The organism is Pseudomonas sp. GW822-FHT02E03 (assembly GCF_058802325.1).
This window is the reverse complement of record NZ_JBXAOA010000023.1, coordinates 51655-78063: the sequence shown is the minus strand read 5'-3', so window position 1 is coordinate 78063 and position 26409 is coordinate 51655. Positions and strand designations below refer to the sequence as shown.

Here is a 26409-nt window from a genome sequence, read left to right as displayed (position 1 = left end):
GAGGCGTGGTGCGCGGCAGTAGGTTTGAGCAATCTGCTGCCGGAGAAATGACCATGCCCGAGTACAAAGCACCCCTTCGCGATATGCGCTTTCTGATCGACCACGTCTTCGATTTTCACAGCAACTACGCCGCGCTGGGCGCCACCGATGCCAGCCCGGACATGATCAATGCGATCCTTGAAGAAGGCGCGAAATTCTGTGAGAACGTTCTCGCACCGCTGAACCGAAGCGGCGACGAAGAAGGCTGCCATTTCGATAACGGCGTGGTCACAACGCCTACAGGTTTCAAGCAGGCTTTCGCGCAGTACGTGGAAGGCGGCTGGCATGGTCTGGCGGCGGATCCGGCTTACGGCGGCCAGGGTTTACCCAGTTCTTTGGGGCTGGTCATCAGTGAAATGGTCGGTTCCAGCAATACCTCCTGGGGCATGTACCCCGGCCTGACTCACGGTGCGATGTCGGCGATTCACGCCCATGGCACCGAAGAACAGAAACAAACCTATCTGAGCAAGCTCACCGCAGGCCAATGGACCGGCACCATGTGCCTGACCGAAGCCCATTGCGGCACCGATCTGGGCATCATCAAGACCCGCGCCGTGCCTCAGACTGACGGCAGTTACGCGATTTCCGGCAGCAAGATTTTCATCTCCGCTGGCGAGCACGACATGAGTGACAACATCATTCACCTGGTGCTGGCCAAACTGCCGGACGCGCCTGCCGGTACCAAGGGCATTTCGCTGTTTATCGTTCCTAAATACCTACCCGATGCCGAGGGCGAGGCGGGCGAGCGCAATGGCGTTTCCTGCGGTTCGATCGAACACAAAATGGGCATCAAGGCCTCGGCCACCTGTGTGCTGAATTTCGATGACGCGAAGGGATTCTTGATCGGTGAGCCGAACAAGGGCCTGAACTGCATGTTCACCATGATGAACCACGCGCGGCTCGGCACCGGCATGCAAGGTCTGTGTCTGGGTGAGGCAAGTTTCCAGGGCGCGATCAAATACGCCAACGACCGCCTGCAAATGCGCTCGCTGACCGGTCCGAAAGCACCGGAAAAAGTCGCCGACCCGATCATCGTTCATCCCGATGTGCGCAGGATGTTGCTGACCATGAAGGCCTTCAATGAAGGCAACCGGGCGCTGACCTATTTCACCGCGCAGTTGCTGGACGTCGCTCATCTGAGCCCGGATGAAACGGCGCGTCAGGACGCCGAAGACCTGTTGGCATTCCTGACGCCGATCTGCAAAGCCTTCATGACCGACACCGGGCTGGAGGTGACCAACCTCGGCATGCAGGTGTTTGGCGGCCACGGTTTCATTCGTGAGTGGGGCATGGAGCAGCTGGTTCGCGACTGCCGGATCGCGCCGATCTACGAAGGCACCAACGGCATTCAGGCGCTAGACTTGCTTGGGCGCAAAGTCCTTGGCAGTCAGGGAAAACTGCTGCGCGGCTTCACCAGAATCGTCCACAAGTTCTGTGCAGCAAACGCTGAGCATCCGCAACTCGGCAGCTATGTGGCGCAGCTCAATGGTCTGAATCAGCAGTGGGGTGAGTTGACCACCAAGGTCGGCATGGCTGCGATGAAAAATCCGGATGAAGTCGGCGCCGCCTCGGTGGATTACCTGATGTACAGCGGCTACATCATCCTCGGCTACCTGTGGCTACGCATGGCGTTGGTGGCTCAGGCGCAGTTGGATGCGGGCAGCGGCGATGCCGATTACTGCAAAGGCAAACTGGCGACCAGCGAGTTTTACTTCAAGCGTTTGCTGCCACGTACGGCTGCTCATCGGGCGGCCATCGAGGCGGGCAGCGATTGCCTGATGAAGCTGCCGGCGGAGTTGTTTGCGCTCTGACGATCAGGCTTGAAAAGCTTCGCGGGCAAGCCTCGCTCCTACGGTTTTATGTCGTCCATGTGAAATGCGTGCGACACGACCTGTAGGAGCGAGGCTTGCCCGCGAATGCGTTCTGACAGGCGAGAACGATCTCAGCTGAAATGCTGGTGACTAAAAATAACAAAACAGTCATGAGTCGACCCTATGTGTCGTAAAAGTTGTTGAGGTACACTCGGACGCAACGAAATCACTATTCTACGAACCACCTGTTTAGATCTTGCGAGGTTTGCCATGGCTGACTACAAAGCGCCCCTGCGCGATATGCGCTTCGTCCTCAATGAAGTTTTCGAGGTCGCCAAACTCTGGGCCGAACTGCCTGCGCTGGCCGAGACCGTCGATGCGGAAACGGTCGAAGCCATTCTCGAAGAAGCCGGCAAGGTCACCAGCAAAAGCATCGCGCCCCTGAGCCGTGCGGCTGACGAAGAAGGTTGCCATTGGGCGGACGGTGCCGTCACCACCCCGGCCGGTTTCCCACAGGCTTATCAGACTTACGCTGAAGGCGGTTGGGTTGGTGTCGGTGGTGATCCGACCTACGGCGGCATGGGCATGCCCAAGGCGGTTTCGGCGCAGGTTGAAGAAATGGTCAACTCCGCGAGCCTGTCGTTCGGTCTATACCCGATGCTGACCGCCGGCGCCTGTCTGTCGATCAACGCCCACGCCAGCGAAGAGCTGAAAGCGGCGTACCTGCCGAACATGTACGCCGGTGTATGGGCCGGTTCCATGTGCCTGACCGAGCCGCACGCCGGTACTGACCTGGGGATTATCCGTACCAAGGCCGAGCCTCAGGCCGACGGTTCCTACAAAGTCAGCGGCACCAAAATCTTCATCACCGGCGGTGAACACGACCTGACCGAGAACATCATTCACCTGGTACTGGCCAAACTGCCGGACGCACCGGCGGGGCCGAAAGGCATTTCGCTGTTCCTGGTGCCGAAGTTCATGGTCAATGCCGATGGCAGCCTGGGTGCACGCAACCCGGCAAACTGCGGTTCGATCGAACACAAGATGGGCATCCAGGCGTCCGCGACCTGCGTGATGAACTTCGACGAAGCCGTGGGTTACCTGGTCGGCGAGCCGAACAAAGGCCTGGCGGCGATGTTCACCATGATGAACTACGAGCGTCTGGGCGTTGGCATCCAGGGCCTGGCCACTGGCGAGCGTTCGTACCAGAACGCTATCGAATACGCTCGCGACCGCCTGCAAAGCCGCTCGCCGACCGGCGCGCAGAACAAGGACAAAGTGGCTGACCCGATCATCGTCCACCCGGACGTGCGTCGCATGCTGCTGACCATGAAAGCCTCGAACGAAGGCGGTCGTGCCTTCTCCACTTACGTGGCGATGCAGCTGGACACCGCCAAGTTCAGCGAAGACGCCACCACCCGCAAGCGCGCAGAAGACCTGGTTGCATTGCTGACACCGGTGGCCAAGGCATTCCTGACCGACCTGGGTCTGGAAACCACGGTTCACGGCCAGCAGGTTTTTGGCGGTCACGGCTACATTCGTGAGTGGGGCCAGGAGCAACTGGTTCGTGATGTACGGATTACTCAGATCTACGAAGGCACCAACGGTATTCAGGCGCTGGACCTTGTAGGACGCAAGATCGTTGGCAGCGGCGGGGCGTTCTACACACTGTTCGCCGACGAGATTCGTCATTTCACCGCGACAGCCAATGCTGACCTGGCGGAGTTCACCCAGCCGCTGAATGATGCAGTGGACACCCTCGACGAACTGACCGCGTGGTTGCTGGACCGGGCGAAAAACAACCCGAACGAGATCGGCGCGGCGTCCGTCGAGTATCTGCAGGCATTCGGCTACATGGCCTACGCCTACATGTGGGCACTGATGGCCAAGGCTGCTTTCGGTAAGGAAGCGCAGGACGATTTCTACGCGAGCAAACTCGGTACGGCGCGGTTCTATTTCGCACGTCTGCTGCCGCGTATTCACTCGTTGAGCGCGTCGGTAAAGGCGGGCAGCGAATCGCTGTTCCTGCTGGACGCAGGACAATTCTGACCCTTTAACGTTATGTAAGCATTCTCTTACATAACGTGCTGCTGTTTTCCCATAGGCGAAGATTGGATCCAGAGCTAATCTACTTCACATGGACGTCGCGCAGGAAGCGCAAAGCAACAACACGGACACGTAGGATTCTGCCAGGACGGCGGAGTGAAATGGATGTCAGGGAAACAGTCTGCAAAGCCCCGCTTCGGCGGGGTTTTCTTTTGCCTGGAAAAAAGTGCTCAGCTCAACCCGTCCAGTATCCCCAGCCTGCTCAGGTATTCCTCCAGACTTCTATTTCCTCCAGCAAAGTCCGCAACTGAGGGCTGTAATCCGAATCCACACTGAACCCTGAAGAACACCGCAGTGTCGATAAACTGTATGGCCCATAGAGCCAACATCAATCAGGAGCTTCCCCATGGATTTTATTCGCATCATCATCGCCATTCTGTTGCCGCCACTGGGTGTGTTTCTGCAAGTCGGTTTCGCCGGGGCATTCTGGCTGAACATTCTGCTGACGTTGTGCGGTTACATTCCGGGGATCGTACATGCGGTGTATATCATCGCCAAGCGCTGAGTCTGGCTGCGCCGATTAGATCGCATTCGCGAGCAAGCCCGCTCCCACATTTGATCTCTGGTGTTCACACATAATGTGTTCACAGAAGGTCCAGTGTGGGAGCGGGCTTGCTCGCGAATGGGGGCACCGCAAATACCTGCACTGAGCGAAGACTTCAGCCCGCGAGCGCCATCACCCTCCGATAAAACAACCACTCCTGCTCCAGCGCATGGGCCTGATTGCCGGCCTTGCGAAAGCCATGGCGCTCGTCGGCGTAATAATGCGCTTCGACCAGAAGGCCGTTGTCCTGTAGCGCAGTGACCATGTCGCGGGTCTGTTGCGGCACCACCACGGCGTCCAGTTCGCCCTGAAAGAAAATCACCGGAACGCTGATGTCATTCGCGTGCAGCAATGGCGTGCGCGCGGCGTAGCGTTCGGCGTCTTGTTCAGGGTCGCCGATCAACCAATCCAGATAATCACCTTCGAACTTGTGCGTAGCACGGCCTAGCGCAACGGGATCGCTGACGCCATACAGGCTGGCGCCCGCCCGAAAGACCTTGTGAAAGGCCAGTGCGCACAACGTGGTGTACCCGCCGGCGCTGCCGCCGCGGATAAACGCCCTGTCGCCGTCGATCAGTCCACGTTCGGCGAGATAGGCCACCACCGCACAGGCATCCTCCACATCCACATCGCCCCAACTCAAATGCAACGCCTGGCGATAAGCCCGGCCATAGCCGCTGCTGCCTCGGTAATTGAGGTCGGCCACGGCGAAGCCGCGTTGTGCCCAATACTGGATCCGCGGGTCGAACATCGGGTAGCAGGCAGAAGTCGGGCCGCCGTGAATGAACACCACCAACGGCGGTTTCGTGTCGTTGGTCATCGCCGGGTAGAAGAAACCATGGGCCTCGCCCGAACCGCTTGGATAGCGCAGGGTTTGCGGGCGGCTGATCTGTTCGGCGGGCAGCGGTGCAATACCGCCGGCCAGAACGTTGACCTGGCGTGTTTCACGGTCGATGGCAATGATTGCCGATGAACTGACCGGCGAAGCAGCGATGCAGTAGATGAACCGTGCATCCTGTGCGAGATGGCGGAAGCGGCTGTAGTCGCCAGTGAAATCGTCACAGGAACCATCGCCATGACAAAGCCCCAGTCGACCAAAACCACCTTCGGTCCAACTCGCCAGATAAGTGTCTTCGCCCAACGGTAACCAGGTGCAACCACCCAGTTGCCAAGGCGCCGGACCATGGTCGGCGGCAGCGCTTGGGAGTGGACTCAGACCGTTGCCCGACTCCACCCACGGCTGCCAGAAACCGCCGCGATCCGTCAGACAAAACAGACGACCGCTGTCATCGAATCGAGGTTGTTGCAGTGACTCCTCGTCACCGTCACCCGCCACACAGCGCGGTTGCGCGAAGGTGTGATCGCTCTGGCGTTCGGCAACCATCAGGCGAGTAGCGGTCCAGGGCTGATCCGGGCGATTCCACTCGATCCAGGCCAGACGCTGACCGTCAGGACTCAAGGTCGGTGCCGAGTAGAAGTCGGCACCTTCGGCCAGCAGATGACGTTGGCCGTCAACCAGATCGATCGCCACCAGGCGATGTTTATCGCGGTTCTCTTCCACCGCCAGCACCTGCCCGTCGGCGAACTGCAGATCGCCGTAGCGGCATTCATTTGAAGTCAGGACCTCAGGCGCCTCACCGGTCAGCGATTGCCGATACAGCTGCTGATCGGCCTCGTTGACGAAAACCAGCCCGTCATCGGTCAGACAAAACGCGCCTCCGCCATATTCGTACACCCGGCTGCGCACACTGAAGGTGGGCGGCGTCAGGCAACGAGCCTGGCCGTCGCGCCACTGCCAGATCCGGCAGGCGGCGTCCTCGGGGCGGTATTCGTTCCAGAACAGGCCATGTTGCCCGACCTGTAACTCGGCGAAGTCGATGCCCGCCGCGACAGCCCTGGCGGCGCTCAAGGGTTCAGCTTTTGGCGATGAGGCGTGAGTTTCGTTCATTGCGAAAGGCCAGTTGTTCAATGGTCTGGGTCGCGTGTTCGGCTTCTTCGCGGGCCTTGAGAATCACGCCGTGATGTTCCGACTTGCTGCACACCGGGTCGGCGTTACTCGCGTCACCCGTGAGCATGTATGCCTGACAGCGGCAGCCGCCGAAATCCTTTTCTTTCTCGTCGCAGGAACGGCACGGCTCGGGCATCCAGTCGTAGCCGCGAAAGCGGTTGAAACCGAACGAGTCGTACCAGATGTGCTGCATGCTGTGGTCACGCACGTTGGGAAACTGCACTGGCAACTGTCGGGCACCATGGCAAGGCAGCGCGGTTCCGTCCGGCGTGACTGTCAGAAAAATGCTGCCCCAACCGTTCATGCAGGCTTTCGGGCGTTCTTCGTAATAGTCCGGCGTAACGAAAATCAGCTTGCACGGATGCCCTTCGGCTTCCAGTTTGGCGCGGTATTCATTGGTGATGCGTTCGGCGCGAACCAATTGTTCTTTAGTCGGCAACAGGCCGACCCGATTGAGCTGGGCCCAGCCGTAGAACTGGCACGTCGCGAGTTCGACGAAGTCCGCTTCAAGGGCAATGCACAGCTCGATGATCCGGTCGATCTTGTCGATGTTGTGCCGATGGGTGACGAAGTTCAGCACCATCGGGTAGCCGTGAGCCTTCACCGCGCGAGCCATTTCGAGCTTTTGCGCGAAGGCCTTTTTTGAGCCGGCCAGCAGGTTATTCACTTGCTCGTCGCTGGCCTGAAAACTGATCTGGATGTGGTCCAGACCGGCCTTCTTGAAGTCGCTGATTTTCTGTTCGGTGAGGCCGATGCCGGAGGTGATCAGGTTGGTATAAAAACCCAGCTTGCGCGCTTCAAAGATCAACTCGGCGAGGTCTTGGCGCACCAGCGGCTCACCGCCGGAAAAACCCAGCTGCGCCGCACCCATCTCCCGGGCTTCGCGAAAGACTTTGATCCACTGCTCGGTGGTCAACTCTTTGCCTTGCTCGGCGAAATCCAATGGATTGGAGCAGTACGGACACTGCAGCGGGCAGCGATAGGTCAGCTCGGCCAGCAACCACAGTGGCAGGCCGATTTCAGGCTTGGGCGGTAACTTGTCTAACACGGAATCAGGCAAGTTCGATCCAGTGCTGAGCACGGGCAACCTCCATGAATTGCTCGATGTCGTCACCGAGCTCGGGCACGTCGGGGAATTGCGTTTTCAATTCGGCGATGATCGCCGCGACATCCCGTTGACCATCAATCAAACCACCAATCAGCGCAGCGCTGTCATTGAGTTTGATCATGCCTTCCGGGTAGAGCAACACATGGCCTTTTTGCGCGGGTTCGTACTGGAAACGGTAGCCGGGACGCCAGGTCGGGGTTTTGCTGCGATCGAAACTCATAAGGTGATTCCTTTATGCCAGACCCGCTGTTCGGTCACGCTGTGGTACGGCGGGCGGTTCAGTTCGTAGGCCATGCTCATGGCATCGAGCATGCTCCAAAGAATGTCCAGTTTGAACTGGAGAATTTCCAGCATGCGCTCCTGGCCTTCCCGCGTAGTGTAGTGCTGCAAAGTGATCGCCAGACCGTGCTCCACATCCCGGCGCGCCTGGCCCAGACGTGTACGGAAATACTCGTAACCGGCCGGGTCGATCCACGGGTAATGCTGCGGCCAACTGTCGAGACGCGATTGATGGATCTGCGGCGCGAACAGCTCGGTCAGCGAACTGCTGGCGGCTTCCTGCCAACGGGCCCGGCGGGCGAAGTTGACGTAGGCATCGACGGCGAAACGCACGCCAGGCAGCACCAGTTCCTGAGAGCGCAGTTGATCCGGGTCGAGGCCGACCGCTTGGCCGAGGCGTAGCCAGGCTTCGATGCCGCCCTCTTCGCCGGGGGCGCCATCATGGTCCAGCAAACGCTGAATCCACTCACGACGAATCTCGCGGTCCGGGCAGTTGGCCAGAATCGCGGCATCCTTGAGTGGAATGTTCACCTGGTAATAGAAACGGTTGGCGACCCAGCCCTGGATCTGCTCGCGGGTCGCCCGGCCTTCATACATCGCCACGTGATACGGGTGATAGATGTGGTAGTAGGCACCCTTGGCGCGCAGGGCCGCTTCGAATTCGGCGGGGGACATTGCGGTGTCAGTCATTGCTGTTCTCCGGGTACAACCGGTGGATTCTTTGGTGTCTGGTCTGACGCCTTCGCGGGCAAGCCCGCTCCCACAGGATTACGCGAACTACTGTGGGAGCGTGGCTTGCCCGCGATGGTGCCATCCGCTACAACACAATACTCATGCCGTCATACGCCACTTCAACCTCGCGACGGGCCAGCTCCGCACGCTCCGGCGAATCCTCATCGAGAATCGGGTTGGTGTTGTTGATGTGGATAAGCACTTTGCGTTGCTTGGGCAGCTGTTCCAGCACTTCGAGCATGCCGCCAGGGCCGTTCTGCGCCAGGTGGCCCATTTCCCGGCCAGTGCGCGTGCCGACGCCACGGCGCTGCATTTCGTCGTCGTCCCACATCGTGCCATCCACCAACAGGCAATCGCTGCTGGCCATGATCTTCAGCAGCGCTGCGTCGACCTTGCCCAGGCCCGGTGCATAGAACAGTTTACCGCCGGTGCTCAGGTCTTCGACGATCAGGCCGATGTTGTCGCCCGGATGCGGGTCGAAGCGGTGCGGCGAGTACGGTGGCGCGGCGCTACGCAAGGGCAGCGGGGTGAAGCGCAGGTTCGGGCAGGCCGGGACGGTGAAGCTCTGATCGAGTTCGATACGGTTCCAGTTCAACCCGCCATTCCAGTGCGTCAGCATGGTGAACAGAGGGAAACCGGTGCTCAGGTCTTCGTGGACCATGTCGGTGCACCAGACCTGATGCGGGCAACCTTCACGCAGGCTGAGCAGGCCGGTGGTGTGGTCGATCTGACTGTCCATCAGGATGATCGCGTTGATGCCGGTATCGCGCAGGGCACGGCCCGGTTGCATCGGGGCGAAGCTCTGGAGTTGGGCGCGGATGTCCGGCGATGCGTTGCACAACACCCAGTTCACGCCGTTATCGGAAATGGCGATGGACGACTGGGTGCGCGCCTCGGCCCGCAGGCTGCCGTCGCGAAAACCTGCGCAGTTCACGCAGTTGCAGTTCCACTGGGGGAAACCGCCGCCGGCGGCGGAACCTAGAATCTGGACAAACATGGCCGCTCCATCATTGAAAGCTGAAAATAAAAACGCCCCGGCGAGCCGAGGCGTAGCACTGCATTCTCTACCAGACGGCAGAGCTTAGCGGCTTGCGAAGTACATGGTGACTTCGAAGCCGATACGCAGGTCGGTGTAAGCAGGTTTGGACCAGGACATAGAAGCGCTCCTTCAGGTGGATGGGACAGTTGAGACCTATACATATAGTCCACCTCCAGCCGGAGATGTTCAGATAGTTAGGTGGCTATGTTACTCAAAATTACAGAGCGATTGGCCACGAATCTTTGAGAAAGCTAATTGCAGCACCGGTAATGATCATTTTGCCACTTGCCAAAGCGTAGTGGGGCACGGTCCGTTGGCCAGACAGCGCCATCCACCGTCGGCCCGATTCAGTCGTTGTGCCGCCGCCAGCAAGGCTTCACGGTCGATCATCAGAATCGCCTGAGGCAGATGCTTCAGGTAATCCGACGAGTGGCCAGCCAGTTTGCCTTGCCAGAGCAGTTCGGCGGCCTGGGCGTTGGGCAGGGCGATGTTGTCGAATTGATCGGCCAGGGCTTGGCGTTGAGCAATGAAGGTCGCGTCATCGATGCTTTCGATCATCCCTTCCAATTCGCTGAGGAACTGTTCGATGTGTTCCAGTAAATCCAGGGGCGCGACGCTCGGTGATTGCACGCCAAACAGCAGCCCGGTCTGACCGTTTAACTGGCGTAGTCCGCTGAAAACGGCATACCCAAGTTGCAGCTCCACCCGCAGGCGCTGGTAGAACGGCGTCTGGCACACGTGCGCGAGCAAACGCCAGGCGGCTTCATCGGCGATGTCATGGGTGGCTGTCGGACAAAAGAGCAACAGTGCGTGTTCGCTGGAGGCGGTATCGACGGAGTTCCAGAGATGCTGCGAGCGAATCGACGGAGGCGGCGTCAGTTGACTGTCCGCAGTGCCGGGAATACGACTCAAGGCAAGCCCCATCGCCGCTTGTGTCTGGGCTGACAGGCCGGCCGCCAGGCCATCCCAGCGTGCGCTCGACCAGAGTTGCTGCAGGTCATCCGAGACTACGCTGTGCTCATGGCATAGATCGGGCAATGCTTTGAGAAGCTGTCGAATCGGCATCAATGCAACGGCCGCCGGCGCTTCCTGTGAGAAATCGGCATCAGGCTTTGTCAGTTCTTTCAGCGCATGTTCGAGGACTGTCGGCATCGGTTCCTGCAGCCCCGTCATTTTCAATAGCCATTCGTTGCCCGAAGCACTGAAGGAAAAGTCGACACCGGCCTGACGCGCATCTTCGCGCAACATCCGCAGATTGTTTTCCAGATTCGACTGAAGGCGGCTGTGAGGCGCGAACTCCAGGCGCCAGCGCAGATAAACCGCACCTTGATCGGTGTTTTCCGGCAACGCCTGACTGAATTGCATTGGCGATCTTTCGCGGCGAATGCGTGAGCGATCCTGAGCAAAAGTCCGCAGGCCGCGGTGGGCGCTGGTCTGGCCGCGAATCAATCCGGCATTCGGGGCTGGCGTCTCGGCGCGCAAAAACGGGTTAGGAGTCGGCAGTTGCCACTGGCCGGTAAAGTTATCCACAGCGCCGATTTGTTTGAGGATTGCCTTGAGGGCGACGACGCCCTGTTCAGACAACCCGGCTTCAAGCTGTTCGCTGTCTCGTCGGGCCAGTTGCAAGGCGCTACTGACTTGCTGTTGGCGCTGCAGCAGAGCTGCATACTCTTCGCGCAATTCGGCCCAATCCTGATGGGAGGCAAAAAAGCCCAGCCAATCCAGAAGCTGTTCGCCGATCACATTGTCCGGTTGCGTAGCGTGGGCGGGCCGTGTGAATTCGATGTGCAGCAAGGCTTGGCCAGCGTAGTGATAGAGCGGCGTGGCTTTCAGGTTGTCCACCAGCCCATGCTCTCGCAGCTGCGCGAACAGGCCTCCGGGTTTTTCGGCGTTCAGCCAGTGGCACAGGAACGCCAGCGCTTCGGGCGATGAGTCGGGCAGTGCTTCGAAGGTGAACAGCAGATCCAGCCGACGTTCTCCAGCCTGTTGATAACTATTGTCTGAAGAATCTATCAACAGGGTGGGTTTTGTCTGAGGGACTTTCTCGCCGGAGGGAATAGCAACGGCGAACACCTGTGCCATCCGCTTCAATTCATCGAGATTCTGTGGCCCGGCCAAACTCAGCGTCATCTGCCCGGTCTGGTAAAACCGCTGATAAAAGTCCTTCAGCGCTTGCTGGAATTCGGGTTGCGGCACCGGCAGGCTGTAACGGTTTCCCGCATGAAACGCCCGCAACGGATGAGCCGCCGAGAGTCCATCGTACAGCGCGAACTGTTGTTGGGCCGTCGCATCCCGCGACCAAGCGACAAATTCGGCGTGCAGCACTTCTCGTTCCCGCCGCTGATCGTCTGGATTCATACGCGGATGAGCGAGCATGTCTGACAAACGCTCCAGCCCACCGTTAAACGCCTGAGGCGGCAGCTCGAAAAAGAAGTCCGTCGTACGTTCGCTGGTTCGCGCATTCACCTGCCCGCCATGACCTTGCACGTAGGCCATCAGCCCTTGCCCTGCGGGAAAGCGCTCTGTACCCAGGAACAGCAAATGCTCAAGAAAGTGCGCCAGCCCCGGCCAGGCCAGTGGCACATCGTGACTGCCGGCAGCGACCCGCAACGCAGCGGCGCAACGCTTCAAATCGGGAGCATGACGCAGCGTCACCCGCAGGCCATTGGCGAGGGTTTCAGTGTGGAGGCGAGGGTGATTCAGCGCAGGCATGAGCACTTCCAGAACAGAGAAGCGCTAATGCTAGCGGATTAGCGCTTGTTCAGCTCGCCGTATAGCTCGGGACGGCGGTCGAGGAAGTAGCGATTGGCGGCGCGGGAATCGATCATCAGCTGACGATCCAGTTCACCGACAATCAGCGCTTCATCAAGTCCGGCCTGGGCGATGCGGCTGCCATCCGGCGCGGCGATGCTGCTTTGGCCGCAATACTGGATCTCGCCTTCGTGCCCGCAATAGTTGGCGTAAGCCACATAACACTGGTTTTCGAAGGCCCGTGCGCGGACGGTGACGTCGGCGATGAAGTCGTAGGGAATCATGTTCGCCGTCGGTACCAGGATCAGCTCGGCACCGGCCAACGCCAGGCGCCGGGCGTTTTCCGGGAACTCCAGGTCGTAGCAGATCAAAAAGCCAAGCTTCCAGCCGTTGAGTTCAACCAGCGGAAACTCATCCGGCCCGGGGCTGAACATCGAGTGATCGAGGTCGCCGAACAAGTGAGTCTTGCGGTAGTTGCACAACCGCTCGCCATTGGCGTCGATCAACTGTACGGCGTTGTAGATCTGCCCGTCTTCGGTACGCTCCGGGTAGCCATACAAAATGGCGATCCCCGTCGTTTTGGCAATGCGCGCGATTTGCTGCGCCGATTCACCGTTGTGCACCTCCGCCAGCACGCTGACCGCATCGATGCCGATGTTGTAGCCGGTCAGGAACATCTCCGGCAGCACCAGCAAGTCTGCGCCCTTGGCCTCCAGCGCCAGTTGATGCAGGCGTTGCAGATTACCTGCGACATCCAGGGGCAGCGGTGGACATTGGTAAAGGGCTACGCGCATTTCGGATTCCTCTTACTCGGGCAGGGCGATCGGACCGATCTCGTTGAACACATCTCCTGGACCCGGGTTTTCGGCGTGAGTTTCACCGCCGAAGTGTTTCATGATCCCCCACACCGCGTTGAGCGACGTCTGCACCGCGCCTTCGACCCATGCCGGCGTCCACGAAACGTCGTCGCCAGCGATGAAAATCCCGCGCTGCTCGGCCGGCATGTCGTCCTGCATGAAGTGCGCGTACATGCGCTGGTTGTAGCGGTAGTGGCCGGGCAGCGCACCTTTGAAAGCCCCGAGAAAATGCGGGTCGGCTTCCCATGAAACGGTGATCGGATCGCCGATGATCCGCGCGGCGATGTCGACTTTCGGGTAGATCTTCTTCAATGCGTCCAGCGCCAGTTTCACGCGTTTTTCCACCGGGTGCGGGAGCATTTTCAGCGCGTCGCTCATCCACGAGTACGACAGGCAAATCACCCCTGGCTTGTCGTCGCCGTTATCGAACAGGTACGTGCCGCGGGTCAGGCGATCGGTGAGGGTCATGCTCATCAGGTCGCGACCGGTTTCCGGGTCCTTGTCCTTCCAGAATGGGCGATCGACCATCACAAACGTCTTCGACGATTGCATGTAGCGGGTGCGGTCCAGGGCCATCCACATCTTTTGCGAGAACAGGCTTTCGTCGCATTCGATCTGGGTGGTCAGCAGCCAGCTCTGGCAGGTGGTCAGTACGGCCGCGTATTCGCGTGTGTCGCCGTAGTTATCGGTGACGGTAAAACGCCCGTTCGGTGCATGGGCAATTTTTTTCACGCCGGAGCGCGGCGCGCCACTGTGCAACGAACTGAGACTGGTGCCTTCAGGCCAATGCACGCAACGCTCCGGCACATGGCGCCAGATGCCCAGCGGCACTTGTTCCACGCCGCCGACTACCAAGTGCTGGTGATCGTCGCAGTTGGTCATCACTACGCGGAAGATTTCCAGCATCGAGTTGGGGAAGTCCGAGTCCCAGCCGCCAGTACCGAAACCGACCTGGCCGAACACTTCGCGATGATGGAACGAGAGCTTGGCGAAGGCTTCGGAGGTGGCGACGAAATCGTAGAACGTGCGGTCGTCCCACAGCGGCACCAAGGTGTTCCACAGTTCCTTGAGGCGCGGCACGTCGCGGTCACGGATCGCTTGCTGGATATCGGAGAACTGCGAGCCGGCTTCCAGAGCATCGGCCCAGGCGTCAGCGACTTCCTGGAACAGTGCAGGAAGATCCGCCAGTTTCTGTGCGTAATGAGTTTTACCTTCCAGATCGATTACCGTGCTGCCCGACGCAGGCGTCAGCGGGTTCGGGAAGGGCTTGGTCTGGAGGCCGAGCTTGTCGACGTAGTGATAAAACGCAGTGGACGACACCGGGAAACGCATACCGCCGAGCTCGGCGATGATGCCTTCAGCGCCATTGAAGGCCTGCGAGCGCAGACGGCCGCCCATCTTCGAGGCTTCGTAGACGACGGGTTTAAGGCCCAGCTTCATCAATTCGTAGGCGGCTACCAGGCCTGCAATGCCGGCGCCGACAATCGCCACTTCGGCGCCGTGATTGTGTGCCGGAATACTGCCCAGCCCGGCCGGATGCTCGATCCAGTCGTCGAAAGCGAAAGGAAAGTCCGGGCCGAAAACGGTGACCGGTTTTTTACCGTCTGCAGGATGGCGATTGTTCTTGTTCATGGCTGACCTTGCTGGCGACCTGACGCAGAGTGCGCGTCTGAGTATAGGAAAAGATGGCAGCCATTTTAGAGAGCGTAGAACACGTTAATAAGACGCAATGTGTCGTCGTTTTGCACATTGTTTGCGCACTATGACGACGTGCCGCTACATACTGTAGGAGCGAGGCTTGCCCGCGAAGAGGTCCGACCAAACACCGAAGACCTATCGTCAGAAACTCAAACCGGCTGCCCCCGATCAATCTTGCTGCTCAAGATGATCGAAGTCGTCGTCTTCTCCACCCCGTCCACACTGCCGATCTGATCCAGCAACTGATCCAGCTGCTCCGGCGAATCGGTGCGCAACCACGCCACATAATCAAATTCGCCACTCACCGCGCACAGCTGCTGCACCTGCGCCATGGCGCTGAGACGACGCAGCACTTCCTTGCCGGACCGTGGTTGCACCGTGATCCCGACGTATGCCTGCAATCCGCCATCCACCACCCGTTGCCCCAGGCGCACGCCATAACCGGTGATCACTCTGGCCTTTTCCAGCCGCGCCAGGCGCGACGTGACGGTGGTGCGGGCGATACCCAGTTGACGGGCGAGCATGGCGACACTTTCGCGCGCGTTGATTTGCAAGGCCGCGATCAATTGGCGGTCGATTTCGTCAAGGACGGGCGGGCGGGTGTCAGGCAAAGGGGCATCTCCAGCGGCACAGATCAATGGGCAGGCATGTTACAGGCACTCCATGCCCTCAGCGGGTTAATTGGATGGACACAAATTGTCACTCGTAGTCGAATGCGCAACCAAGGGCTATGAAGCGAGGGGATCGAAATGAAGAGCATGCCAGCGGCTCTGCGAGACTATGCACTGCAGATTGCGAATCACGAAATGGGGCATTACGTCGTAGCCCGAGCCCTGGGTTTTGAAACGGGTGATGTGACCCTGAAAGTGACCATGGGCCTGACGCACCATGGGGGGGCTTCCATTACCTTGAGTCGGTCAATTTCGTCGATCGAAGCCATGAAGGAACATTTGGAGGCTCGGATAATGGTCCTCTTCGCCGGCTCCATGGCGCAGTCATTACCTGCAAAGCATTCGCCCGAGAAACGCGTCGATAAGTCGAAAGCGGCAGCCATCCTGAAAGGAGAGTTTGGAGCGGAACAGGACTACGCGAAAATAAGAGAGCTTCGGTATTTGCTTCGAAATATCTCCTACCCCGATACGGACCCAGCGTCGTCTGACAGCATCATTGCTGAGCTGACAGAGATTAATGATCGCTTGTGGTTGCGGGCTCAAAAAATCGTGGAGGCATTGGCCGATACGATTACCGGATTGGCAGGGGTTCTGGTAGAGCGCATGGTCATTGTGGAGCAGTGGGGTAGGGGGGCGGATACGTATGAGGTTGTGTTGACGGGTGAAGTGCTTGAAGGGCTGGTGCCCGTGCGGGCGATACCAGCGTTGAGTGTTTGGGCTTAAGCATCCGAACGCCCGATCACGATCTGGAAGCCCCGAAAAATCGGGGCGTGTTTCAAGAAATGTGCAGGCGCTATTCTTCGGACTCCGTCGCTGTCCGGGCAGGTCGCGGTGTCAGCACTTTCACCACATCATCAATCACCGCTTTGCTCATCGCCGTCAGGTAATGTGCGGCCCAGGCGTGGCGGTCGGTGTCTTTTGCGTAGGCTGCGTCCTCGGCAAATGATTTTGCGAGGGATAGCAGGTCGGAGGCTTGAGTCAATGCGTCGACGATGGGGACGCCCGCGCTGACGTGGAACAGTGGCTGGTCCGAGTTGTATATGAACGGCGTGAAGCCGATGGTTTTCAGCTCGGAAGCTGCGGGCGGAATTGTTTTGGTCATGGTTCTACTCCTGGGTTCGAGGAGCTGCCCTTTTCGTTACCACACGAAAAGGTGGCAGCTGTACGCAGGGTGGTAAACCGGGAACCAAGGAAACCGGCACGCCCGAGGGCGTCCCACGCACAGCCGCCATATCAAGATCACAGGAACAAAAACTGCCTGTATTCGTAATGAGTGCACTGTTGCGCTGGTTTCACCGGGTTACCACACCCGATCGCTGCATTGGCAGCGACGTCTGGAGAGTATCCCGTCGAAGAAAAGCCCAACAAGGCGGCAAAGTGCCCAAATGCGCCCATTACGCAATTCTCGGAGTTTGCCTACAACCTTGGCGGGCGTCATCCGATAACCCAGCGTCCGCGCAAAATATAACCTGGACGGCAGACAGGAAAAATGACGCACGACCCGCCTTGGAGCAGCGCACACAGCGCGACCCGAGCCCCGACAGGAAGACGCAGTATGTCCTTACCTCCCACGACTCAAGCCAGCATCGAGCAGTTGCACCGAGACATGGCCATATTGGCCGAAGACATGCGTAGCCCGGCCCCCACCGTGACCCGAGCGATCTTGCTGCCGTTTGGGCTCGGCGCGCGCTGGCCCTAGTGACCTTTGCTGTCGTCGTCTTGGTGGCTCGGCCGGTCTAATTTCTTTGCCTCGCCTTCCGATGGCTCACGTCGCATACCGGGACCGACTAAAAAACAGCGTAGCCCCGATGCCGATAGCATTGGTTGAAACGATGCCCAGATCGAAGCCGGCGATGAAGGGTGGCAGCATAAAAATACTCGCAACCCCCAGAGCGACCAGAGCGATGCCCAGCCATTTTCTGAGGCCGTAGGATTTCAGATAGAAGAACAACAGCAGGAACACTGCGTAAGCCACGGCGTACAGGCCATATTCGTTCATGGTCTTATCCGCCTTGAGTCTTGATGATCATGGACGTTCCGGAGTGCTGAGGGCCTATGCCACCACTGACCTGCGCATCCAGGCTGACGATGACATCGCCGGCGTGATAAGTCGGCAATTTGCTCAGCGTGAACTCGCGGACTGCCCATCCCACCGGAATGGCCGCACCGGGCATAAACTTACCTGCCGCTGCGGCGAAAACACCACTGGTGAGGTTGGCGATACTCGTTCGTTGGGTATTGAGTAAATCCCCCTGTTTCCGGGTCAGGGGTTTGGAGATCCCGACCATCATTTGGCAGGGTAAATCCTTGGCGAGCATTTTGTCGTAGAGCTCCACCACCAGATTGCTCACTTCATAGTGGGCGGCTTTCGCCTCACCAAAATGCAGTGTTCTGAGGCTACCCCGTTCACTGGTTGACAGGGTGAAGCGCGATACGTTGAAGACAATTCCATGGTTGCCGGAAAACTGATCCCTTTCAAACTTCAATGCTCGCATCCTTATCGAGTCTGGAAAGGCGGGAGTTTCTCTTAGCTCATGGGCTTTCGCAAATGTTTGGTAAAGACCAAGGGAAACTCTGAATAAGACTTACATCTCTGGTGAAATATCCGCCTGGCACGAACACGACTGTATCAGCGATAGCCGACCCAGAAATACGAAAGCCGCGCATTAGCGCGGCTTTCTTGTTTGGTGGGCCCACACGGACTTGAACCGTGGACCAAAGGATTATGAGTCCTCTGCTCTAACCAACTGAGCTATAGGCCCTCAGTAGGCCGCGGATTATAGCGATGGTTTCTCGGCTGTGCTATCCGAAAAATCCAATATGGCTGTACGAAGAAACGTCGCGGCGAATTCGTCGGGGGGAAGTGGCAGGCTGACGATGTAACCCTGGATCTGTTCGCAGCCTTCGGCGGTGAGAAATTGCTGCTGCGCCTGGGTTTCGACACCCTCGGCGATGACGGTGAATTGCATGCTGCGGCCCAGGGCGATGATTGCGCGAACAATGGCCGCGTCGTGTGGGTCGTCCGGCAGGCCGCGGACGAAGGATTGGTCGATCTTGAGAATGTCCAGCGGCAGGCGTTTGAGGTAGCTCAGGGACGAATAGCCAGTACCGAAATCGTCGATCGCCAGTTGCACACCCAGGCGTTTGAGTTGATGCAGCACCGCCAGTGCTTCTTCGGCCTGGCTCATGATGAAGTTCTCAGTGATTTCCAGTTGCAGGAAGCCGGGATTGAGATGGTTGTCTTTGAGCAATTGTTCGATCCGGCCGAGCAGATTCGGCTGGCGCAGTTGCGCGCCTGCGAGGTTGACGGAGAGTGGGCCCAGGCACTCATAGACCTGATTCCACTCGTACATCTGTCGGCAGGCGGTCTCAAGTACCCAATCTCCGATTTGCAGGATCATGCCGTTTTCTTCAGCCAGGGGAATGAAGTGCTCGGGAGGTACATCGCCGAAGGTGGGGTGATGCCAGCGAATCAGCGCTTCGGCGCCGACCACTCGATGATCATCCAGACTGATTTTGGGCTGGTAGTACAAAAACAGCTCATTGCGCTCGATGGCGCGCCGCAGTTCATGTTCCAGCGCCACGCGCTCGCTGGCTTGGGCGGTGAGGTCGCGGGTGTAGCTTTCAACCCGGTTACGACCCTTGGCCTTGGAGCGATACATCGCGGCATCGGCGTTCTTGACCAGCGTGGCGACGTCGCAGCCGTCCTTGGGGTACAGGCTGGTGCCGATGCTGGCGCTGATGAAAAACTCGTGCTCGCCGGCCTGGAAAGGGGCGGAGAAGCAATTGAGCAGCTTGGTGGCAATGTTGTCGGCATCGCTGGACTGTTGCAGCCCTGGGAGCAGGATGATGAATTCATCGCCACCGAGTCGCGCCACGGTATCGATATCGCGTAGCTGCTCCTTGAGGCGCACGGCGATGCCTTTGAGCAACAGGTCGCCGACGGGGTGGCCGAGGCTGTCGTTGATGTGCTTGAAGCGGTCCAGGTCGAGGAACAGCACTGCGCCTTGGCCGCCGTTTTCCTGCTGGCTGTTCAGTGCGGTCAGCAGGCGACTCTCGAATAATGTCCGGTTTGGCAGGCCGGTCAGCGGGTCGTGGTGCGCCTGGTAGTCGAGTTTTGCCTGAGCGTGCTTGAGGCTGGAAATGTCCGCGAACACCGCAACAAAGTGGGTGATGAATTTTTCCCGGTTGCGCACTGCACTGATGGTCAGCCAGCTCGGGTAAAGCTCGCCATTCTTGCGCCGGTTGGAAATCTCGCCCTGCCAATGACCGTCGGCGGTCAACTGATGCCACATCGCCGCATAAAATGCGCTGTCATGCAGGCCCGAGGCGAGCAGGCGAGGAGTATGGCCCAGCGCTTCGCTCTCGCTGTAGCCGGTAATTTCGGTGAATGCACGATTGACTGCACTGATGTGCTGCTGGGTGTCGGTGATCAATACACCTTCGGCAGTGCTCTCGAACACCGTGGCGGCCTGCTGCAGTTTCTCCTGCATCAGATGCCGTTCGGTAATGTCCCGGGCAATGGTCAGCATGCAGTCTTCATCGCCGATGGGCAACGGCCGGCTTGAAACCTCACAGAGCCGGATCTGCCCGTCTTTGCGACGGATGTGGCAACTGAAGTCGCGCACGAAACCATCCCGGTGCAGCAACTCGAGCATCTGCTTGCGTTCGTTGAGATTGACCCAGATCCCCAGGTCCAGGGCCGACCGATCCACGGACATCGCGCTGTTGAAACCGGTAATACGGCTGAAGCCTTCGTTGACTTCCAACAGCAAACCGTCGCTCTGCCGGGACAAGAGCAAGCCGTCGGGAGACGCATGAAAGGCCTTGGCGAATTTTTCTTCGGAGGTTTGCAGTTGTTGCTGGGTTTCTTTGAGCTGACTGATGTCCCGCACGACGACCACCAGGGCCGGGGTCGTATCGAGATCGAAAGGCTCGGCGGAAATCAGGCCGGTAAACACCTGGCCATTGCTGCGGCGAAAGGGCATCTCCAGGTTGCGGATGCTGCCGGCCTGCAATCGCTGCAACAAACCCGGCCCCACGCCGGGTACGCCCCAGATGTTCAGGTCGGTGGCGGTCTGGCCTATGACGTCTTCGGCCTTGAGGCCGATCTGATCTTCGAACGCTTCATTGACTTCCAGCAGACAACCGTCGGAAAGCCGCGCGATCACCAGAATATCCGGGCATTGCTGGAACACCGACGCGAACTTCTGTTCCGACAGGCGCAACGCCTCTTCGGTGCGCTTGGCTTCGCTGATGTCGATCATCAGCCCGCGCAGTACCGGTTCATGGGCGTGCTCGATCAGGCTGACGATATCGCGGACCCACAGGCAGCGGCCGTCGGCGGTGATGACCCGGTAATCGACGCTGTGATCGCGCCCGGCTGCCACTTCACGGTCGCAGAAGGTTTGGGCCCGGGTCAGATCCGCCGGGTGGATGATGTTGCGCCAGAAGCCTGGAATCAGCCAGTGGGGCAATGGGTAACCAAGGAGCTCCTCAGCATGAGGTGACACGTAGCTGTAGGTGTAATCGCTGATCCGGGCTTCCCAGGCGATGGCCGAAAGACTCTCTACCAGCCCGCGATAATGGTATTCGCTGCTGCGCAGCTCCTGTTCCAGAGCGACCCGTCGGGCAATTTCCGAACTGAGTCGGCGGTTGATCCGGATAACCACTGCCAGCACGATCATCAGAAACAGTAATCCAGGCAGGCCGTAAATCAGCACGTCGAGCCAGATGGTTCGATGGTCCAGGACGTTACCGACCCAATGTTCCTGGATAGCACTGATTTCACTTGGGGTCATGTCTGCCAGGACTTTGTCCAGGATGCTGACCAACAGTTTGTTGTTCGGTGGCACAGCCATCGCCAATTGGTAGCGATAGGGCGTTTCACCGCTGACGTAAAGTCCGTCGAGCTTGAGCTGGCGCAGGCTCCAGACACTGGAGGCGAGATCGCCTACTACGGCGTCCACGGCGTCGGTGGCGAGCGCTTGCAGCGCCGAGCTGACGTTGGGCATCGCCACCAGATTCAGGTCGGGATGGCGGGTGCGCAATAGTTCATGGGGGGCGTAGTTTTCCACCACGGCGATCTTCAGCCCGTACAGGTCTTCGAGTTTGCGCGGTTGGGGGCCTCCGACGTGAGCCAGAATGACAATCGGAAAGTCGAGATAGGGGCGGGTGAACGACAGATACGTCTGACGCTCGGGAGTCGACATAATGCCCGGCAAGATGTCTAGCTTGCCTTGTTTGGCCTGCTGCAAGACTTCAGTCCAGCTGACCGGCTCGATGGGCGTGAGTTTGATGGCCAGCCGTTGACGGATGACGTTGATGTAGTCCGCTGCCAGGCCCTGATAACGCCCGTGCTCGTCGCGAAACTCAAACGGCGGCCAGGACGCGTCCACGCCCAGGCGCAATTCCGGGTGAGCCGTTAGCCAGCTACGTTCTTCGTCGGTCAGAGTCAACGCGCCAGCCGTTGCGGTCCAGGTCATCAGCGACAGCAAATAAAACACGGTCGGCCATCTGGGCATAACGGTCTCGTTACGGCTTGGGGGAATGCTTCGAGTGTAGACGGGCTATGCGGCGGGGGGGATGTACGGGGCATTTAATCTGCATAAAGCAAAACCCCCGGCCTGGGCCGGGGGTTCTGTGATCACTCGTCGAGGAAGGAGCGCAAATGCTCGCTTCTCGTCGGGTGGCGCAGCTTGCGCAGCGCCTTGGCTTCGATCTGACGAATCCGTTCACGGGTCACGTCGAACTGCTTACCAACCTCCTCAAGGGTGTGGTCGGTATTCATGTCGATACCGAAGCGCATGCGCAGAACCTTGGCTTCACGGGCAGTGAGGCCGGACAGGACTTCGCGAGTCGCTTCTTTAAGGCTCTCAACAGTGGCGACATCGATTGGCGACTGCATGGTCGAGTCTTCGATGAAGTCACCCAGATGAGAATCTTCGTCATCACCGATCGGGGTTTCCATGGAGATCGGCTCTTTAGCGATCTTCAATACCTTGCGGATCTTGTCCTCAGGCATTTCCATGCGTTCGCCCAGCTCTTCCGGGGTCGGTTCGCGACCCATTTCCTGCAGCATCTGCCGGGAAATACGGTTGAGCTTGTTGATCGTCTCGATCATGTGCACCGGAATACGGATGGTGCGGGCCTGGTCGGCGATCGAGCGAGTGATCGCCTGACGGATCCACCAGGTGGCATAAGTCGAGAATTTGTAGCCGCGGCGGTATTCGAACTTGTCTACCGCTTTCATCAGACCGATGTTGCCTTCCTGGATCAGATCGAGGAATTGCAGGCCACGGTTGGTGTACTTCTTGGCGATGGAGATCACCAGACGCAAGTTCGCTTCGACCATCTCTTTCTTCGCGCGGCGGGCCTTGGCCTCACCGATCGACATGCGACGGTTGATGTCCTTGATCTCGGCGATCGTTAAACCGGTTTCGGTTTCCAGCGCGGTCAGCTTCTGCTGGCAACGAATGATGTCCGGTTGCAGGCGACCAATGGCTTCTGCGTATTTGCTTTTGCCTTTGGCCAGTGCATCGGTCCAGCTTTCGTCGACTTCATTGCCCGGGAACTGGCGCAGGAAGTCGGCACGCGGCATACGGGCATCACGAACGCAGAGTTGCATGATCGCGCGCTCTTGCTGACGCAGACGATCCAGGGCACTGCGAACACGCTCGACCAGGCCTTCGAATTGCTTCGGCACCAGTTTGATCGGCATGAACAGCTCAGCCAGGGCGATCAGCTCGGCGATTGCCAGCTTGTTGCCACGACCGTGCTTTTTCAGGGCCTTGCGGGTGATTTCCATCTGGTCGGCGACAGCGCCAAAGCGCTGTGCGGCGATGACCGGATCCGGACCGCTTTCGGCTTCTTCTTCGTCATCGCTCGCTTCGGCGTCATCATCGTCGGTGTCGTCATCCGCTTTCACGGCTTTCGGGTCGACAGGTGGTGGCACTTCGGCAGCAGGCGGCGCAATGCCGTCGTCCGGGTCGATATAACCGCTCAGGACGTCGGACAGGCGGCCACCTTCGGTGGTGACGCGAGTGTACTCGGAGAGAATATGGTCAACCGTGCCAGGGAAGTGCGCGATTGCGCCCATCACTTCGCGGATGCCCTCTTCAATACGCTTGGCGATTTCGATTTCGCCTTCACGTGTGAGGAGCTCTACCGTACCCATTTCACGCATGTACATGCGCACTGGGTCGGTGGTGCGACCAATGTCGGTCTCGACCGCTGCCAACGCTGCTGCTGCCTCTTCGGCCGCGGCTTCGTCGGTATCGGCGTCGGCCAGCATAAGGGAATCCTTATCTGGCGCAACCTCGAATACGTTGATCCCCATGTCATTAATCATGCGGATGATGTCTTCCACCTGTTCCGGATCTGAAATATCCTCCGGCAGGTGGTCGTTGACCTCCGCGTAAGTCAGGTAGCCCTGCTCACGACCAAGTGTGATCAACTCTTTGATACGAGACTGCTGTTGCGCTTTTCCGGACATAACACCCTATCCACTGAAGGTCTTGGCGGGCAAAAAACAAGCCGAGGATTATACCTGAGCTATGACCTCACGCGCCAGTTGAGGTCGGGCTTGATACGGAAACATTGCGACTTAAAAGGTCGCGCAGTTGATTTTTCTCTTCGGCGCTCAATTCACTTTGACGTGCTTTTCGAAGAAGTTGTTCCAGGTTTCGCTCGCGTTGGCGGGCTGACAAGCTAGTAATGGTGTCGAAAAACTGTTGTTCAAGGTTATCTCCATCAATCAGCCATTCCTTTTCTGCCAGCGCTTTGAGCAGTCGGCCTTGTTCGGTGCCGTGCCAACGCGCAATCAGTTGAAATGAGTTTAGCTTGGGATTCTTCTGTACGGCTTCGAGCAGGGCGACCAACAGTTGTGTGTTGGTATGGTCCTCGGCAGCGAAGTGCCCGGCATCCTCGACTTTCTCAGCCAGTTGCGGGTGATGCAGCAACGTGCGCAAGGCGGCCAGGGTAGGCGGCTCTACAGCGGCCGGAATCCGTGGTGCGCGCGGTTGATCACGATCGCCGCCACGTTTGCCATTCTTGTCCCACGGCTTCTTGTCCCATTTCTTGCCGCCTGCGCCAGGCTTCTTCGGCGTCCACTCCTGCTGCGGCGCGTACATCTCTTGTGTCTGCGGCTGATGGTAGTCGCTGTAATCCGGCATGGCGTCGTAATCGATGCCTGGATCGTAAGCGGGTGGCGCTTCCTGAGGTTGAGGCGTGCTTTGCACCAGTTGGCTCACGGCTTCACCACTAAGCCCGGTAATTTCGCTCAGGCGCTGGCGCATCAAGATGCGCAGGTTGGCGCCCGGGACTTTGTCGATCAGCGGCGCGGCGAGGGTGGCCATATGGGCCTTGCCTTCGAGGGAGCGCGGGTCCGATTCCTCGGTCAGCTGTTGAAAAAAGTAATCGGCCAACGGCTGGGCGTGCTGATTGATCCGTGCGCGGAAGGCGTCAGTGCCCTCGGAGCGGACCAGGGTATCCGGATCTTCGCCTTCAGGCAGGAACAGAAAGCGCGCCCGACGTCCGTCTTGCAGGCATGGCAGGGTTGCCTCCAGTGCCCGCCAGGCGGCATTTCGGCCCGCCTGGTCGCCATCAAAGCAGAACAGCACGCTGGGCACGACGCGAAACAGGCGCTTCATGTGTTCTTCGCTGGTGGCAGTGCCCAGTGTTGCGACGGCATTGCGCAGGCCTTGCTGGGCGAGGGCGATGACGTCCATGTAGCCTTCGACGACGATGATTTCGTCGAGGTTGCGATTGTTCTTGCGTGCTTCATAAAGGCCGTAGAGTTCCTGGCCCTTATGGAAAACCGGAGTTTCAGGTGAATTCAGGTATTTCGGCTTGTCGTCGCCCAGTACCCGGCCGCCAAAGGCAATGATTCGCCCACGACTGTCGCGGATCGGGAACATCACGCGATCGCGGAAGCGGTCATAGCGCTTGCCGGTTTCGGCGTTCTCGATCAACAGGCCGGCATCGATCATGGCTTTTTGCTGCAGGGTATCGCTGCTCAAGTGCTTGTACAGATTGTCCCAGCCGGGTGGGGCAAAACCGAGTCCGAAGTCCCGGGCGATTTCACCCGTCAGTCCACGACCCTTCAAATAATCCACGGCGGCTTTGCGCGACGGATGGCTTTTCAGGGCTTGACGATAAAAGTCGGCGGCGGCGGTGAGTAGCGGATACAGCGGCGAATCAGTAGGCTGGCGCGGTTTGTGCGCCCGACCGCTTTCTTCGCGGGGAATTTCCATGCCGGCGGCTTTGGCCAGTTCTTCGACAGCCTGGACGAAATCCAGATTGTCGTGGTCCATCATGAAGCCGAGGGCGTTACCGCCAGCGCCGCAGCCGAAGCAGTAATAGAACTGTTTGTCGGGGCTGACGCTGAAGGAGGGGGTTTTCTCTTTGTGGAACGGGCAGCAGGCAGTGTAGTTCTTGCCGGCTTTTTTCATTTGCAGGCGCGAGCTGACCACGTCGACGATGTCGGTGCGGTTCAGAAGGTCGTCAATGAAGCTCTGGGGAATTAGCCCGGCCATGGCGTTCTCGTCATCTGCGCTGAAATGGACCCAAAACGAAGGGCGGCCAAACGCGGGTCGTTGTTCGAGGCACGCAGGGTGTGCGGCTCGACCTGTGTCGTCTGCGTATCGCTGTCGGGAAGTGTATCTGCCGAAAATCCACTGACGTTAATACCAATCAGTATTCGACTATTTGAAAGTGTTTCGCTGAATCCGGCGACGGCCAGTCATTGGCCTCGGATAGCTCATAAG

At 58.8% G+C, this 26409-nt stretch carries 21 protein-coding genes and 1 tRNA gene; 5 read left to right on the top strand and 17 right to left on the bottom strand.

Going from position 1 to position 26409, the window contains the following annotated elements; genetic code table 11:
• The first annotated feature begins 53 nt into the window (after window positions 1-53).
• The 3 genes from AC1RQB_RS18195 to AC1RQB_RS18185 all read left to right on the top strand — a co-directional run bounded on the left by AC1RQB_RS18195 (window position 54) and on the right by AC1RQB_RS18185 (window position 4461).
• Complete coding sequence (locus tag AC1RQB_RS18195) at window positions 54-1850, top strand: acyl-CoA dehydrogenase C-terminal domain-containing protein (RefSeq protein ID WP_063342340.1); 1797 nt, start codon at window positions 54-56, stop codon at window positions 1848-1850.
• A gap of 270 nt (window positions 1851-2120) precedes the next feature.
• Complete coding sequence (locus AC1RQB_RS18190; RefSeq protein WP_008076387.1) at window positions 2121-3899, top strand: acyl-CoA dehydrogenase C-terminal domain-containing protein; 1779 nt, start codon at window positions 2121-2123, stop codon at window positions 3897-3899.
• A gap of 403 nt (window positions 3900-4302) precedes the next feature.
• Complete coding sequence (locus AC1RQB_RS18185) at window positions 4303-4461, top strand: YqaE/Pmp3 family membrane protein (RefSeq protein WP_007904205.1); 159 nt, start codon at window positions 4303-4305, stop codon at window positions 4459-4461.
• Between the two features lie 154 nt (window positions 4462-4615).
• Here AC1RQB_RS18185 and AC1RQB_RS18180 read toward each other — a convergent pair whose 3' ends face one another.
• The 10 genes from AC1RQB_RS18180 to AC1RQB_RS18135 all read right to left on the bottom strand — a co-directional run bounded on the left by AC1RQB_RS18180 (window position 4616) and on the right by AC1RQB_RS18135 (window position 15583).
• Window positions 4616-6448, bottom strand: coding sequence for a S9 family peptidase (locus tag AC1RQB_RS18180; RefSeq protein ID WP_063342341.1), 1833 nt, complete (start codon window positions 6446-6448; stop codon window positions 4616-4618).
• On the bottom strand, window positions 6414-7556 hold the full coding sequence (pqqE, locus tag AC1RQB_RS18175; protein ID WP_198537232.1) for a pyrroloquinoline quinone biosynthesis protein PqqE: 1143 nt from the start codon (window positions 7554-7556) through the stop codon (window positions 6414-6416). The genes AC1RQB_RS18180 and pqqE overlap by 35 nt, the downstream gene beginning before the upstream one ends.
• 4 nt (window positions 7557-7560) lie before the next feature.
• Window positions 7561-7836, bottom strand: a complete 276-nt coding sequence (gene pqqD, locus AC1RQB_RS18170; RefSeq protein ID WP_063342343.1) for a pyrroloquinoline quinone biosynthesis peptide chaperone PqqD — start codon at window positions 7834-7836, stop codon at window positions 7561-7563.
• Entirely contained in the window at window positions 7833-8585 is a 753-nt protein-coding gene (gene pqqC / locus AC1RQB_RS18165) for a pyrroloquinoline-quinone synthase PqqC (protein ID WP_063342344.1), read from the bottom strand. The genes pqqD and pqqC overlap by 4 nt, the downstream gene beginning before the upstream one ends.
• A 127-nt stretch (window positions 8586-8712) precedes the next feature.
• Window positions 8713-9624: a pyrroloquinoline quinone biosynthesis protein PqqB gene (pqqB, locus tag AC1RQB_RS18160; protein WP_063342345.1), complete on the bottom strand. Its 912-nt coding sequence runs from the start codon at window positions 9622-9624 to the stop codon at window positions 8713-8715.
• An 84-nt stretch (window positions 9625-9708) separates the two neighbouring features.
• On the bottom strand, window positions 9709-9783 hold the full coding sequence (pqqA, locus tag AC1RQB_RS18155; RefSeq protein ID WP_009045898.1) for a pyrroloquinoline quinone precursor peptide PqqA: 75 nt from the start codon (window positions 9781-9783) through the stop codon (window positions 9709-9711).
• Window positions 9784-9939: 156 nt separating this feature from the next.
• Entirely contained in the window at window positions 9940-12378 is a 2439-nt protein-coding gene (gene pqqF / locus AC1RQB_RS18150) for a pyrroloquinoline quinone biosynthesis protein PqqF (RefSeq protein ID WP_063342346.1), read from the bottom strand.
• A gap of 38 nt (window positions 12379-12416) precedes the next feature.
• Window positions 12417-13211 carry a carbon-nitrogen hydrolase family protein gene (locus AC1RQB_RS18145; RefSeq protein ID WP_063342347.1) on the bottom strand — a complete coding sequence of 265 codons (795 nt, stop codon included), beginning with the start codon at window positions 13209-13211 and terminating at the stop codon, window positions 12417-12419.
• 12 nt (window positions 13212-13223) lie between these two features.
• Entirely contained in the window at window positions 13224-14906 is a 1683-nt protein-coding gene (locus tag AC1RQB_RS18140) for a flavin monoamine oxidase family protein (RefSeq protein WP_008067390.1), read from the bottom strand.
• A gap of 215 nt (window positions 14907-15121) precedes the next feature.
• On the bottom strand, window positions 15122-15583 hold the full coding sequence (locus AC1RQB_RS18135) for an Lrp/AsnC family transcriptional regulator (protein WP_008067391.1): 462 nt from the start codon (window positions 15581-15583) through the stop codon (window positions 15122-15124).
• A 138-nt stretch (window positions 15584-15721) separates the two neighbouring features.
• Here AC1RQB_RS18135 and AC1RQB_RS18130 point away from each other — a divergent pair, with 138 nt between their 5' ends.
• Window positions 15722-16366, top strand: a complete 645-nt coding sequence (locus AC1RQB_RS18130) for a hypothetical protein (protein WP_063342348.1) — start codon at window positions 15722-15724, stop codon at window positions 16364-16366.
• Between the two features lie 70 nt (window positions 16367-16436).
• Here the strand turns inward: AC1RQB_RS18130 and AC1RQB_RS18125 are convergent, their stop codons facing one another.
• Window positions 16437-16745: a DUF3077 domain-containing protein gene (locus tag AC1RQB_RS18125; protein ID WP_063342349.1), complete on the bottom strand. Its 309-nt coding sequence runs from the start codon at window positions 16743-16745 to the stop codon at window positions 16437-16439.
• A gap of 453 nt (window positions 16746-17198) precedes the next feature.
• Here AC1RQB_RS18125 and AC1RQB_RS18120 point away from each other — a divergent pair, with 453 nt between their 5' ends.
• Complete coding sequence (locus AC1RQB_RS18120; protein ID WP_241824472.1) at window positions 17199-17342, top strand: hypothetical protein; 144 nt, start codon at window positions 17199-17201, stop codon at window positions 17340-17342.
• Between the two features lie 66 nt (window positions 17343-17408).
• Here AC1RQB_RS18120 and AC1RQB_RS18115 read toward each other — a convergent pair whose 3' ends face one another.
• From AC1RQB_RS18115 to dnaG, 6 genes are all read right to left on the bottom strand, one after another.
• A complete protein-coding gene (locus tag AC1RQB_RS18115; RefSeq protein WP_063342350.1) occupies window positions 17409-17642 on the bottom strand; it encodes a hypothetical protein in 234 nt (77 codons plus the stop codon).
• Window positions 17643-17646: 4 nt separating this feature from the next.
• The gene (locus AC1RQB_RS18110) at window positions 17647-18129 is read right to left on the bottom strand and encodes a hypothetical protein (RefSeq protein ID WP_063342351.1); all 483 of its coding nucleotides are present in this window, start codon (window positions 18127-18129) and stop codon (window positions 17647-17649) included.
• Between the two features lie 199 nt (window positions 18130-18328).
• Window positions 18329-18405: transfer RNA gene (locus AC1RQB_RS18105), tRNA-Ile, on the bottom strand.
• Window positions 18406-18420: 15 nt separating this feature from the next.
• On the bottom strand, window positions 18421-22167 hold the full coding sequence (locus AC1RQB_RS18100) for a bifunctional diguanylate cyclase/phosphodiesterase (protein WP_063342352.1): 3747 nt from the start codon (window positions 22165-22167) through the stop codon (window positions 18421-18423).
• Window positions 22168-22289: 122 nt separating this feature from the next.
• A complete protein-coding gene (rpoD, locus tag AC1RQB_RS18095) occupies window positions 22290-24137 on the bottom strand; it encodes an RNA polymerase sigma factor RpoD (RefSeq protein ID WP_007904230.1) in 1848 nt (615 codons plus the stop codon).
• 67 nt (window positions 24138-24204) lie between these two features.
• Window positions 24205-26178, bottom strand: a complete 1974-nt coding sequence (gene dnaG / locus AC1RQB_RS18090) for a DNA primase (RefSeq protein WP_063342353.1) — start codon at window positions 26176-26178, stop codon at window positions 24205-24207.
• Window positions 26179-26409 lie beyond the last annotated feature (231 nt).